The 13247-nt window shown below is 43.8% G+C and carries 10 protein-coding genes; 8 read left to right on the top strand and 2 right to left on the bottom strand.

The features are described from left to right. Positions 1-20: 20 nt before the first annotated feature. The 6 genes from C1N53_RS21305 (at position 21) to C1N53_RS21280 (ending at position 10982) form a co-directional block, all read left to right on the top strand. Positions 21-2453, top strand: coding sequence for an alpha-L-rhamnosidase C-terminal domain-containing protein (locus tag C1N53_RS21305; protein WP_137761218.1), 2433 nt, complete (start codon positions 21-23; stop codon positions 2451-2453). Positions 2454-2577: 124 nt separating this feature from the next. Continuing rightward, positions 2578-3117 (top strand): sigma-70 family RNA polymerase sigma factor, encoded by a 540-nt coding sequence (locus tag C1N53_RS21300; RefSeq protein WP_137761217.1) that lies wholly within the window; start codon positions 2578-2580, stop codon positions 3115-3117. A gap of 102 nt (positions 3118-3219) precedes the next feature. Beyond that, positions 3220-4251 (top strand): FecR family protein, encoded by a 1032-nt coding sequence (locus C1N53_RS21295; protein ID WP_137761216.1) that lies wholly within the window; start codon positions 3220-3222, stop codon positions 4249-4251. Positions 4252-4411: 160 nt separating this feature from the next. Next, a complete protein-coding gene (locus tag C1N53_RS21290; protein ID WP_206077594.1) occupies positions 4412-7852 on the top strand; it encodes a SusC/RagA family TonB-linked outer membrane protein in 3441 nt (1146 codons plus the stop codon). Between the two features lie 76 nt (positions 7853-7928). After that, positions 7929-9371 carry a SusD/RagB family nutrient-binding outer membrane lipoprotein gene (locus tag C1N53_RS21285; RefSeq protein WP_137761215.1) on the top strand — a complete coding sequence of 481 codons (1443 nt, stop codon included), beginning with the start codon at positions 7929-7931 and terminating at the stop codon, positions 9369-9371. 108 nt (positions 9372-9479) lie between these two features. Further along, positions 9480-10982: a calcineurin-like phosphoesterase family protein gene (locus tag C1N53_RS21280; protein WP_137761214.1), complete on the top strand. Its 1503-nt coding sequence runs from the start codon at positions 9480-9482 to the stop codon at positions 10980-10982. Between the two features lie 64 nt (positions 10983-11046). Here C1N53_RS21280 and C1N53_RS21275 read toward each other — a convergent pair whose 3' ends face one another. Further along, a complete protein-coding gene (locus tag C1N53_RS21275; RefSeq protein WP_240773323.1) occupies positions 11047-11772 on the bottom strand; it encodes a 7-carboxy-7-deazaguanine synthase QueE in 726 nt (241 codons plus the stop codon). Positions 11773-11794: 22 nt separating this feature from the next. Continuing rightward, positions 11795-12478: a 7-cyano-7-deazaguanine synthase QueC gene (gene queC, locus C1N53_RS21270; protein ID WP_137761213.1), complete on the bottom strand. Its 684-nt coding sequence runs from the start codon at positions 12476-12478 to the stop codon at positions 11795-11797. A 13-nt stretch (positions 12479-12491) separates the two neighbouring features. Between queC and C1N53_RS21265 the strand changes: the two genes are divergently transcribed. Together C1N53_RS21265 and queF are read left to right on the top strand one after the other, a co-directional pair. Then, on the top strand, positions 12492-12677 hold the full coding sequence (locus C1N53_RS21265) for a hypothetical protein (RefSeq protein ID WP_137761212.1): 186 nt from the start codon (positions 12492-12494) through the stop codon (positions 12675-12677). A 39-nt stretch (positions 12678-12716) separates the two neighbouring features. Further along, a complete protein-coding gene (gene queF, locus C1N53_RS21260) occupies positions 12717-13217 on the top strand; it encodes a preQ(1) synthase (protein WP_137761211.1) in 501 nt (166 codons plus the stop codon). Positions 13218-13247: the final 30 nt, after the last annotated feature.

Below are 13247 nucleotides of genomic sequence, written 5' to 3'. Positions count from 1 at the left end.
ATGTAAGATGAGCAGCAGGCATGGATACGCAAAACAGGAAAAATGCTGCCTCACTTGCTGCCCCGCTTCAAAGGTTCTATGTGCTGTTCGCCCTATGCTTGCACTTGGTTGTTTATGTGCAGGCACAGCCTCAGCTGGTCATTAACCCGGTATTAAATACGAAGCAATGGGAGGCCAGTTGGATTGCACATCCAGCTGCTGCACCTGATACTTATGGCGTATACCACTTCCGCCGGTCCTTTAACCTGCCAAGTACACCAGATTCTTTTATTGTTCATGTTACCGCAGATAACCGCTACCGTTTGTTTGTAAACGGTAAGGCAGTTGGTTCAGGACCAGCCCGCGGTGACAAAATGCACTGGTCCTACGACACCTATAACCTGGCCCCATACCTGAAAGTTGGAGACAATGTGCTGGCGGCACAGGTCTGGCATATGGGCAGGTACAGGCCAATGGCGCAGATGACCATGGGACCTGCCAGCCTGCTGGTACAGGGAAATTCGGAGCGGGAGGCTATTGCCAACACTAACAGTAAAAACTGGAAAGTAATACAGAATACCGGATTCCGCCCCTACCCTGTCACTTCACAAATGGTATTGAACCAATACTATGCAACCGGCGCATGCGACAGCCTGCTTGCTACCCATTATCCCTGGAGCTGGGAAACTGCTGCGTACAACGACCAGGCTTGGCTTCGCCCACAGCAGATACGTGGGGCCATACCTGCCCATTTTGCGGCTGGTTACGGAGAGGCCGAAGGCAGCCTTGTACCACGCTCCATTCCGATGATAGAAGAAAAGCTGCAACGAATTCCCAAGCTCATCCGGTCGGAAGGCATAAAAGCAGATGATGGTTTCCTGAAAGGGAAGCGCCCACTGGTTATTCCGCCTCATGCCAGGGCCACCATTCTCCTGGACCAATCGCACCTGACCACAGCTTACCCGGAACTATGGGTAAGTGGCGGCAAAGGCAGCTCCATCGATATAGCGTATGCCGAGAGTCTGTATGACGGGAACATGAAGAAAGGAAATCGCAACGAGACGGCAGGCAAGCGGTTGTATGGTTATCATGATGCCTTTCAGCCCGATGGTGGTCATAACCGCTCCTTTCGCCCCCTCTGGTACCGCACCTACCGCTATATTGAACTTACAATTACAACACAGGCCGCGCCTCTCAGTCTTAATGACTTTTACGGGATGTTTACAGCCTATCCTTTCACTGAAAATGCTGCTTTCGCCAGTAATGATCCGCTGCATCAGAAAATATGGGAGGTTGGCTGGCGCACAGCCAGGCTATGCGCAAACGAAACTTATTACGATACGCCCTATTATGAGCAGTTGCAATATATAGGTGATACCCGCATACAAGCCTTGATCTCCCTGCACGTAGCAGGTGATGACCGCCTGATGCGCAATGCACTGGTGCAGTTCCATTATTCCAGGCTACCCGAAGGCCTCACGCAGAGTCGCTACCCTACCGACCAGGTGCAGATAATCACCCCTTTCTCGTTGTACTGGGTAGATATGGTACACGATTACCACACCTTCAGAAAGGATGATGCTTTTGTACAACAGTTTTTACCAGGAATACAGACCGTACTTAGCTGGTTTGAGAACAGGCTGAATCAAAACAAGATGCTAAGCAACCTGAGCTGGTGGAATTTTGTAGACTGGGCTCCGCAATTTGACAGAGGCGTGCCCAAAGGCGCTGAAGATGCGCAGGGTACTTCTATTATTACCCTGCAATATGTGTATGCCCTCGACCGTGCAGCTGAATTATTTCAATATCATAAAGCACAGGCACAGCATTATAAAGCCTTAGCTGGCACTATTCGGGCTGCCGTTTACCAGCAATGCTTTGATTTACAAAAGCAATTATTGGCCGACACACCGGCAAAGCAGCAATTCAGCCAGCACGCAAACGTAATGGCTATTTTAACAGATGCAGTACCTGCAGCACAACAGGCAGCCCTGATGCAACAGCTTTTATCTGATAAAAGCTTAACCCAGTGCACGATCTACTACAAATTTTACCTGATGCGGGCTTTAAAGAAAACGGGAATGGGAAACCTGTATACAGACAACCTCGGCACCTGGAAAGCTATGCTAGCGCAAGGGCTTACTACTTTTCCGGAAGAAGATAGTCCTGGCACGCGTTCCGATTGCCATGCCTGGAGCGCCAGTCCTTTAATCGATTTTCTGGCTATCGTCTGTGGCATTGAGCCGGCCTCACCCGGATTTGCAACTGTAAGAATTGCCCCGCACCCAGGACCTCTTAAAGAAATAAAAGGCAAAATGCCACACCCACTCGGTATAATTGAAGTAACGCTCAAACGAAAAGGCAGCAGCGGCATTGCAGTAGAAGTTATTTTACCAGAAGGCCTGACGGGCGAATTTATCTGGAATAATGAGAAAGTAAACCTGCTCAGTGGAAGGCAAACCATAAACAGATAAAGGTAAACACCACCTCCGTTTACTCATACACCACGCCTTTAGCCTCAACTTAATAATTTGATAACCCTGCTTTATAGGCTATTTACACCCAGGCTGCCTAGTTTTGTTGCTACTTATTACAACTATGGCACCTGCATACACTACTTGGCTACTTGACCAGATACGTGCTGGAGAGCGCAATGCGTTAGAAAAGCTTTACACCATTTTTTATAAGAGGCTTTGTGACTTCGCCTGCCAGATAGTAAAAAGCTCCGATCTGGCAGAAGAAGTAGTTTCAGATGTTTTCCTGGCTGTATGGCAGAAGCGGGAAACGCTGGAAATAAAAACTGATATGAAAGCCTACCTTTATGTAGCCGTTCGGAACCAGGCACTGGCATACCTGAAAAAAGAGAAACTTTGGGAAGAGCTAGATGAAGAAGCACAAAGCAAAGCCATAGAACATTATAACCCCCTCGATATGCTGCTGTTCCGTGAACTGAACTATAGTTTGAGCAGTATTATCAGCACTTTGCCCGAACCCGATAACCTGATGCTACGCCTGAAGCTTTCCGGCATGACCTACTCTGAAATAGCACAGGCGCTGGACACCACCGAGAAAACAGTAGAATATCGCCTGTCAAAGTCGATCAGTTTCCTGAAAAGGGCCTATCAGAAAAGCAGGTAGTGCTTTGCGGGGCGCCACATAACAATTCGCTAACAGTTCCTTAATAATTTGTTTCAGGGGAAGCCCCTTCTTTTTTACTCTTAAGGATGAAAACACACCCTTATGTGGAAAGAAGAACATTTTGATCTTTTACTGCGCTACCTGCAAAAGAATGCCTCAGAGCAGGAAACAGAAGAGGTAGAGATCTGGCTGAAGCGGAACCCGGAGAACCTGGAAATATTAGAGGAACTGGAAGCACACTACCAAAGTGTGCTGCTAGACCAGGAAACCTACGATGTGCAGGAGAAAGGATTAGGCCTGCTGCAAAAGAAACTGGATTTGCTGGAAGGACAGCATCAGGAGCACCAGTCACGGCAAACTCCCATACAATCCGTTTTTTCCTGGCGCATGGCCGCTGTTGCTGCTTTCATGCTGCTTCTCATAAGCGTTGGTATCTTCTTTTATGTCTACACATCCGTTGAGAAGCAAACCGCTTCCTTCGCTTCTATCACAAAGCAAACAGGAAAAGGACAACGTTCGCGACTGATTTTACCGGATGGAAGCACTGTTTATCTGAATTCAGAAAGCTCCCTGACCTACAGTAGTAACTATTATGAAACAGAGCGCACTGTGTATTTACAGGGCGAAGCTTTTTTTGAAGTTATTCCTGATAGCGAAAAACCATTCAGAGTAGAAACAGCCAGCTTTACAACTCAGGTTTTGGGCACTTCTTTTAATGTACAGGCCTATCCTCACTACACAACTACGTCGGTAGCAGTAGCAACCGGCAAGGTAAAGGTGCTGGATAACACTGAACAGGAGTTGGTAAAGCTTGTGCCAGGGCAACAGCTAAGCTATGACCATGCCACCCACGCTTACGCCACCGAAACTATAACCCCTGAAGAGGTAATCAGCTGGACCAAAGGCCAGCTGATCTTTAAGAATACTCCCCTGGACGAGCTTATCTCGGAACTGGAACGCTGGTACGATATCTCCATTGAGCTACAAAATCAGGAATTGTCTAACTGCCGCTTTACAGCCACCTTCGATAACCTGACCTTAAATGAATCGCTGTACCTACTGAGCATTACTACTAATTTAAACTATACACAGCATGGAAGAACCATAACCATAAGCGGAAAAAGCTGTCAATAAAAACACCAGGCCCGCTGCCACAGGCCTGGTGCAATGTTGCCCCACCAATTACTGCCATAACCAGGTAGGGACTCAGAAAACATTTTCAACAACTCATCAACAGTCATCAAAAACAATTAAAAGTATGATTTTTTTCCCAAAAGTGTACAAAAGAAGACGGATGTCCAAAGCACTTCGGCCATTCTTTTTAGCTACATTACTAAGTGTAAGCCAAGTATTTTCAGCTAGTGCCAGACCAGATGATTCACTTTCTGTATCAGTTTCTGTGCAATTAAAAAATACATCATTAAAAGAAGCTTTAAGCATCATTGAACAGAAAACAAAATTTAAGTTTGTTTATAATGATCAGCAACTAAGTAAAGTGGGGCAGATTAGCTTTAGTGGCGATAGTATGAAGCTTTCAGAAGTACTAGCAGCAATCCTGCAGCACAGTAATTTATCTTACCGGGTAGTTGGCAATTCAATTGTTCTCTCTGCCAAAGAAAACAAGCTACAAACCAATACTACTATTAAAGGTAAAATTACTGATGAACAAGGCATGCCTCTGCCGGGTGCCAGTATTTCGGTTAAAGGAACATCTAACGGAACAATAACAGACGTTAATGGAAACTTCTCAATTACAATACAGCAGAATACAGATGTACTTGTTGTAAGCTTTTTAGGCTATCTCAACCAGGAAGTACAAATTGGTTCTCAAACTATCCTAAACATAAGCCTGCTACCTAATACAAATCAGTTAAATGAAGTGGTTGTAACTGCTTTAGGTATTGAGCGTGAGCAGAAAGCATTAGGTTATGCTACCCAAACAGTTTCCAGCGAAAGTATCAACAACGCACGCCCTAATAATTTTGCACAAGCCTTATCAGGTAAGGTAGCCGGCCTTAGCCTTACCTCTCCTGGCTCAGGACCAGTAAACTCTACCAGAATATCCCTGCGTGGAGATAACTCGCTCAACCCAAATGGCAATAACGCCCTTATTGTTCTCGATGGTGTACCTATGAGCAGCGATATGACTAGCTCAGGCGTAGACAATGCATATGGAGCTGGCTCTGGAAATGATATTCCGATTGACTTTGGTAACGGTATTGCTGATATAAACCCTGACGATATAGAAAGTATAACTGTTTTGAAAGGGCCAAGTGCCGCCGCTCTTTATGGTAGCCGGGCAGCTAACGGAGCTTTAATTATTACAACCAAATCTGGAGCACGAAAAAATAAAGGTATAGGCATTACTGTAAACACTAACGTAAGCTTCAACAATGTACTAAAATGGCCTGATTTTCAGTATGAATATGGGCAGGGAACAGGAAAATCCTTTAATGCTGGAAAACCCTACTATTCTTACGGAGCATCTGACGATGGTGCAAATACAGGTGGTACTAGCAGTGCATTTGGGCCTAAGTTCAATAACCAATATTTTTATCAATACGACCCTATACTCCAGGGGCAATCAGCAGAGAGGCAATTGTGGAGGCCATACGAAGACAATGTAAAGGGTTTCTTTAGAACCGGCTATACCGTTACAAACAATATATCGATTGAGGGCGGAAATGAAAAAAGCTCAGCACGCGCTTCAATTACTCATTCAAAAAATGAGTGGATCATGCCCAATACAGGTTATGAACGCCTTACTGCGGCTATCAGTCTGAACTACAAAGCCTCTGAAAAGCTTAGATTGAACTCGAAAGTAAATTTCACTAATAAAAAAAGTGACAATCTGCCTGGAACAGGTTATAGCAACCAGTCTATTTCCTATTTTATGATCTTCCAGAACCCAAATGTTGATCTGGCATGGTATGAACCAAGGTGGAAACCGGGACAAGAACAAATAGCCCAGATACACCCATTCAGCTCTTATATTGATAACCCTTATATTATCGCTTATGAGATGACCAATGCGCTGAATAACTATTCTACAGTCGGCAATATGTCTGCTACATATGAATTTTCTCCCAAATTCGATTTGATGTTGCGTTCAGGAATAGATCTGACTAGCGAAGACCGTGAGATGCGCAGACCTTTCAACACAGCGAATTTCCAATATGGATACTATAAAGAACAGAGCATATTTGACTATGAGACAAATACAGATGCTTTACTTACCTTCAGGGATAAACTGGGTAGCAAAATAGATGTAAGAGCATCTGTAGGAGGTAATATGATGCTTCGCAGATACCGCGGTACTAATGGCGTTGTAGATGGATTAATCATTCCTAGTGTTTATAAACTCTCTAACGGCATCAGCAGCCCAATGATGACAACCCTGCACAGTAATAAAAAGGTAAATAGCCTATACGCCTTTACATCATTCTCATTCGAAGATAAAATTTTTTTAGACTTAACAGGTCGTAACGATTGGTCAAGCACGTTGCCTGTACAGAATAACTCTTTCTTTTACCCTTCCATCAGTTCAAGCTTTATTCTAAGCGACCTATTGATGTTACCACGTCAGGTTTCTTTTGCGAAGTTAAGGTTATCAGCAGCTCAGGTTGGGAACGATACAGATCCTTATAAAACCAGGAAATACTATGGTCAAAGTGAATTTGCTGGTTCTGGTTCTGTACCAACTACTTTACACAATATAAATTTTAAACCTGAAATTACAACCAGTTATGAGGCGGGCTTAGAATACATGCTCTTTAATGGCCGCATCGGTATGGATGTAACCTTGTACAGAAGCTTTACAAGAAATCAGATTCTGGATGTGCCGATTGACCCTACAACAGGCTACAGCAGAGCTGTTTTAAATGCAGGAAAAGTACGAAACCAAGGTATCGAGGTAGTGCTCAATACTAAACCTATAGACAATCCAAATTTTAAGTGGAACTCTACAGTTACATGGTCTAAAAATAAAAATACGGTTTTGGAATTAGCAGGAGGCATAGAAGACCAACAAGTAATTGGCACCGGAGGACAGGCCACTATTATTGCTAAGGTAGGCGGTACAACCGGTGATATCTACGGTTATGGTTTTGTCAGAAGCCCTGATGGACAAATTGTCTACGATGGAAGTGGCTTACCTGCTTACCCGGATGAAGTACAATACATTGGTAACGCATATGCAGACTGGAAAGGCGGATTTCTTAACCAATTCTCTTTTAAAAATTTCAACTTTAGCTTTTTATTGGATGGCCAGTATGGGGGTATTGTATATTCGCAGACACACCACAAAATGTCGGAGCAGGGCAAGCTAAAGCATACTTTAAGAGGTCGTGAAGCAGGTTATATCATAGGTGAAGGTGTAGTAGACAATGGGGATGGCACCTACTCTCCTAACACCAAACAAGTAAATCCGGCTGACTATTATACAAGGTACTATCGCCGTGCTAATGTGGAGTCTAATTCATTTGATGCTTCTTACCTGAAATTAAGAGAAATGCGCCTGGAGTACAACCTTTCTTCTGCGCTTTTAGCAAGAACGAAAGCCTTTAGTGCTGCAAGTATTGCATTGTTTGGCCGTGACCTAGCAATGCTGACCAATTTTCCTATGTTCGATCCTGAAACAGCTGCTCTAAATGGAAGTACTATCATGCCTGGTGTTGAGATGGGGCAGATGCCTTCTACCAGGACATATGGTGTAAACGTTACGCTTAAATTCTAGAAGCAGAAGACAGTCATTATTTACTATTGACCGCCAGGCAAAATAGCTCAAGCAGTATTCTAAAAGATTGAAAACCATGACAACTACTATAAAAAAATTATTTGTTTTACTTGTAGCTTTAAGCTGCATGGGTGTTTCCTGCACCGACGATTTTGAAGAAATCAACACAGACCCTAATAGGATAGAAAAGATTAGCCCGGGTACCTTACTAAACCCAATCATTTATGAGATGGCTAGCTTCAATACATCCAGGAGCGATGCCTATACTTTCGAAGTAATGCAAGTAGCTCTTCCATTTCCAAGTGCCTCAGGTGGCGAGCACCGATATGATGTTGGCGACAATGCCGGTAGCTCTACCTGGAATACTTACTATAGATGGTTGACCAATATAAAAGAGATGCAAGAAGCAGCTGTCACAGCTGAAGACCGTAACTATCAGGCTATTGCATTAACATTAAATGCTTGGGTATATTCACTCCTTACTGACAGCTTTGGAGATGTGCCTATGATCGAAGCCTCTCGTGGAGATGAAGGAATTTTTTATCCAACTTTCAATACTCAACAAGAGATTTATACTAAAATTTTAAGCGACCTTGATATCGCCAGCCAGTTGTTTGACCCATCTAAAAGCATGATATACGGAACGGATATACTTTATGGAAATAAAGTAGAGAACTGGCAACGCTTCTGTAATTCATTATACTTAAGGTTACTATTAAGAATATCAAAGAAACAGGAGTCAGCATCGTTTACGAAAATGGCAGAAATCATTAATAACCCAACGCAATATCCTGTTTTTACAAGTAATGCTGAAGCAGCAATCCTTAAAATATCTGGCGTACCTCCACTAGTGTCACCTTGGGGGCGTGCAGTAGACTTTAGAACTGGTAAAGCTGCTTCAGCATTCTTTATTGATAATTTAAATACACTAAACGATCCTCGCCAGGAGAAATTCTTTACAAAAGCCACTTTAAAAGATGGCAAAACCCAAATTGGGTATAAAGGGATTCCAAGCGGATACGAGGGTAGTGATGCTCAGTTTGATTACATTCCGTCTACCATGAACATTGCTCTAGTAACAGCTCCTATGATTTCAGTTATTATGAGCTACGCTGAGGTAGAGTTTATAAAAGCAGAGCTTGCTCAAAAAGGTATTATCAATTCTAATGCACAAACTCACTATGAAAGTGGCGTAAAAGCAGCTATAGAGCAATGGGGAGCTACTATACCGACAAATTATTTTAATAACTCAGCAGCTACATATGATGGTACTTTCGAAAAAATTATGCTGCAGAAGTACCTAGCTCTATATTTTAATGATTACCAGCAGTGGTTTGAGTACCGTCGAACCGGGTTTCCTGAATTGCCTAAAACAAACGCCATGGTAAATAATAAAATGGTACCTGTTCGATTCAAATATCCATCTACTGTCCAGATAAGCAACGGCAACAACTACAGAAAAGCTGTAGAACAAATGGGGGGAGATAACATCAATACTAAGGTTTGGTGGGAGAAATAGTGCCCGACTTAAAGCTTGAATACTTTCTTTACAATTAAGTCCATACATAATAAAGGACTTATGCATGATTTAAAATCTCTTTAGAAACACTTGTCAAACTAAAACATCATGTCACAACAAAGAAGAACCTTTCTTAAATCGCTTGGCCTGGCTGGCGTAGGACTTACGCTTTCACCGGCTGTTCTGCAGGCAAAGCCTAAGAAATCAGCAAATGGTAAAGACCTTTCGGCTGTTGCCCTAAGCGGCAAAGTAGCATCGGCAGGGAAAGGTATTGCAGGAGTAGCCGTAACAGATGGTATAAACATTGTACTTACCGATTCCAAAGGAAATTACGAATTGGAAAGTAATGCAACAGCAGAATTTGTGTATATCTCTATCCCTCGGGGCTATGCTTTCACCAATGAAAAAGGAATTACCAGGTTCTTTAAAAAGATAGAAGCAGCAAAAGGTCGTTTTAAGGCTGATTTTGAACTGCAAAAATTAACCCAGAACGATACCAAACACAATTTTATTGTTTGGGCAGATCCGCAGATGATCTCCAAGGCAGATGCCAAGCTACTTAAAGCGGAATCGGCACCGGACACCAGAAAGCTGATAGAAAGCTATGGTCCTGATGCCCTTTTCCACGGCATCGGCTGCGGTGACCTGGTATGGGACAAGTTCGAGCTGTTCGAAGATTACAAAGAAGCTGTTGCGACCACTGGTATTCCTTATTTCCAGGTAATCGGTAACCACGACATGGACCTTACTGCCAGAACCGACGATTATTCCGGTGAAACATTCAAAGGGTTGTTCGGCCCCACCTATTACTCTTTTAACAGGGGCGAAATCCACTATGTGGTATTGGATGACGTTTTCTTTATTGGTACAGCAAAAAAGTATATCGGCTATTTAACCGAGAAACAGCTGGCCTGGCTGGAGCAGGATCTGGCACAGGTAAAAAAAGGAACTACGGTGGTAGTTAGCCTGCACATTCCGGCTTATAACAAGCAGCATGTGCGCAATAAAGATAAAGAAGAACCTCTGGGTGGAGTAGTATCGAACAGAAAAGAGCTGTACCGCCTGCTGGAGCCATTTAAGGCGCACATCATGTCGGGCCATACGCACTTTAACGAGAAGGTATTTGAAGGGAACACAATTGAACACGTACATGGTACTGTGTGTGGCGCCTGGTGGACCGGCCCTATCTGCACAGATGGAACACCAAGTGGCTACGGCGTATACGAAGTAGATGGCAACGACATTAAGTGGTACTACAAATCGGTAGGACATGGAAAAAACCACCAGTTAAAAATATACCCGAAAGGCAGCCTGACCGACAGACCTGATGAAATTGTGGTAAATGTATGGAACTGGGACCCTGAATGGAAAGTAGAATGGTTTGAAGATGGCAAGAAAATGGGTGCCATGAAACAAGAGACCGCACTTGATCCCCTTTCTATAGAGCTACATGCAGGTGCTCAGCTTCCGGCTAAACACAAATGGGTAGATCCTGTTCTAACTGATCATTTGTTCTTTGCAAAACCCTCTAAAGGCTCAGGCACCATACAGGTGCAGGCGACAGACAGGTTTAACAATGTTTACAAAGCGGAACTCAGCCTGAAAGCATAGTTCTAATCTTTCCTTAAAACAAGAGCGGCTCCTTAACCAGGAGCCGCTCTTGTTTTTAAAGCTGTTACTCTACATTCAGAATCTTGTGTGTTTGCACCGAAACCCGCCAGGCCGGGTTATCTAAAGCTAGGTCGATTGCCATTTTAGTTGCTTCCTGAAGTCGGGTGCCATCTTCCGGTTGCAACCACAGCAGCGGCAGCTGGCTGTTCTGCACATAATTTTGCCTCTGGCGCTGCGCAAATGTGGCATACTCCATGGGTGTATAGCTGGGCAGCACCAGCTTCAACTCATCAAAATATTCAATTGTAAGCTGCTCTTCCGGTAGCTTAGGGCTGCAAACAATCCAGTCTGGCGCTATAATGCTTCCTGCCTCCTCATCCCAGCAGGCATCCTGTAGCTGCACAGTACCGTTGGTTTCTATTGCCACAAAAAAACCTTTCTGGTGGAGCGCCTGCATCAGTTTTGCATCCAACTGCAGTAAAGGTTCACCCCCTGTTACCACACAAAACTTTATATCGCCTCCAATAAGACTCATTTCTTCAGCCAGACTGGCAGCAGTATATACCGCGCTTCCTTCTTTTGTAAAATCTGTATCGCACCAACGGGGGCAACTGGCTCCGGTACGTGCGGCATCTCTTTCGCGGGTTTCATCGTAGCCCGACCACAAATTGCAGCCAACCATACGTACAAACACAGCTGGTCTTCCTGCAAAAACTCCTTCACCCTGTAAAGTTTTCCAGACTGACTTCACTCTGTAAGTTGTTTCCTTCAATTCTATTCCTTCTGCCACTATACTGTTACTCCTTTTTGATTTAATCTAACCACCCTTTTGCTTTAGCCTCTTCGTAACCCTTTGCCCGTAAAACAGATGCAGGATTATCCAGTTTTCCATATCCCCACTCGTTGTAGGTGGTCCGGTCGCCGTTGTAGTCGGTATGTGATAAATCCCGAACAATATCCAGCACCTTAAGTTCCTTTGCCAGCTTCCAGGCCTCAGCTTTGCTCTTATACATCAGCGGTGTATGAATTCTGATGTCTTTATCCAAAGCAAGCGACATAGATGTTTGAAGTGAATCAATAAAGACCCGGCGGCAATCCGGATACCCGGAATAATCGGCCTGGCACATTCCTCCTACTATATCAGTTATGTTCCTGGTGAACGCGTGGCTGATCGCTATGGAAAGGAAAACGGCATTTCTGCCGGGTACAAAAGCAGCCGGTAAATTTGCATTTAACTCATGCTGCGCCGATACGTCCTTGTCATGCTCTGTGAGCGCAGAGCCCTGCAGCATTCCACTGATATCAATAACCCGGAAGGATACCTGGGCTTTCTCAGCAATTATCTGCGCCTGCTTTAGTTCTACTTCATGTTTCTGGCCGTACTTAAAGCCAAGCGCTTCCACATGCTTAAACTGTTCTTTCGCCCAAAACAGGCAGGTGGTAGAATCCTGTCCACCTGAAAAAAGAACCAAGGCCGACTCTGAAAAATTAGACATTTTTACTTCAATTTTGAATGATGCATTAGAGGTGATCGACTTTTTACCAGAATACCCAAAGCAGCATCAGGCTGTTATGGTTTCTTTTTGTAAAAAACGAAACGCCTCAAAAACCTTGCAAGGTAGTCATATTTTAAGTTTCTATAAAAATTTCTATTCTGCCGCAGCTGAGGCTATACAAATAGCACTAATTATGTAATACCTTTGTTGCTAACAAAAATCATTCTAGTATAACCTGATGAACAGCACAGAACAGATAGATATTAAAGAGCAGCTAAAAGATTCATACAGACAAGCATTAGAGCACACCAGCAGCGCTCTTGATTATATGGCCGAGTATGGCATTAAGCCGGATGGTAAATTTGGATTATTTTTTGCACCAAGTACCCGCCAGCAGGAAATCCATATTATGCCTTATAAGCATACAGCCAAGCAAGTGGTGGTATACGAAACAGAAACAGGAGAATTTTCTGCCCTTTGTCCTTTTTCAGGTCTGCCTGATTTCGGAACGCTACGGGTTGAATATATACCAGGCTCACACATTCTGGAGTTAAAAAGCCTGAAGTATTATATTTTATCCTGGAGAAACATTGGATCGGCACAGGAGGATATTACAGCCTATATTTACGAAGACCTGAAAAAGGCGCTCAAAGATCCCGCATATCTTATTGTAACAACAGTTTATAATGTTCGCGGAGGTATAAACACCACCTGCAGCGTAGATAGCAGGGCGCAGTAAAACCTGCTCCAAAAAGCACGAATCCCGGCC

It is taken from the genome of Pontibacter sp. SGAir0037 (assembly GCF_005491705.1).
Classification (GTDB): domain Bacteria; phylum Bacteroidota; class Bacteroidia; order Cytophagales; family Hymenobacteraceae; genus Pontibacter.
Note: the sequence above shows the minus strand (reverse complement) of the source record. Positions and strands in the feature narration are given on the sequence as shown.

Excerpts from the sequence above, each read along its gene's own strand:
- C1N53_RS21305 (WP_137761218.1), top strand. The coding sequence starts at position 21 with ATGGATACGCAAAACAGGAAAAATGCTGCCTCACTTGCTGCCCCGCTT.
- C1N53_RS21300 (WP_137761217.1), top strand. The coding sequence starts at position 2,578 with ATGGCACCTGCATACACTACTTGGCTACTTGACCAGATACGTGCTGGA.
- C1N53_RS21295 (WP_137761216.1), top strand. The coding sequence starts at position 3,220 with ATGTGGAAAGAAGAACATTTTGATCTTTTACTGCGCTACCTGCAAAAG.
- C1N53_RS21290 (WP_206077594.1), top strand. The coding sequence starts at position 4,412 with ATGTCCAAAGCACTTCGGCCATTCTTTTTAGCTACATTACTAAGTGTA.
- C1N53_RS21285 (WP_137761215.1), top strand. The coding sequence starts at position 7,929 with ATGACAACTACTATAAAAAAATTATTTGTTTTACTTGTAGCTTTAAGC.
- C1N53_RS21280 (WP_137761214.1), top strand. The coding sequence starts at position 9,480 with ATGTCACAACAAAGAAGAACCTTTCTTAAATCGCTTGGCCTGGCTGGC.
- queC (WP_137761213.1), bottom strand. The coding sequence starts at position 12,478 with ATGTCTAATTTTTCAGAGTCGGCCTTGGTTCTTTTTTCAGGTGGACAG.
- queF (WP_137761211.1), top strand. The coding sequence starts at position 12,717 with ATGAACAGCACAGAACAGATAGATATTAAAGAGCAGCTAAAAGATTCA.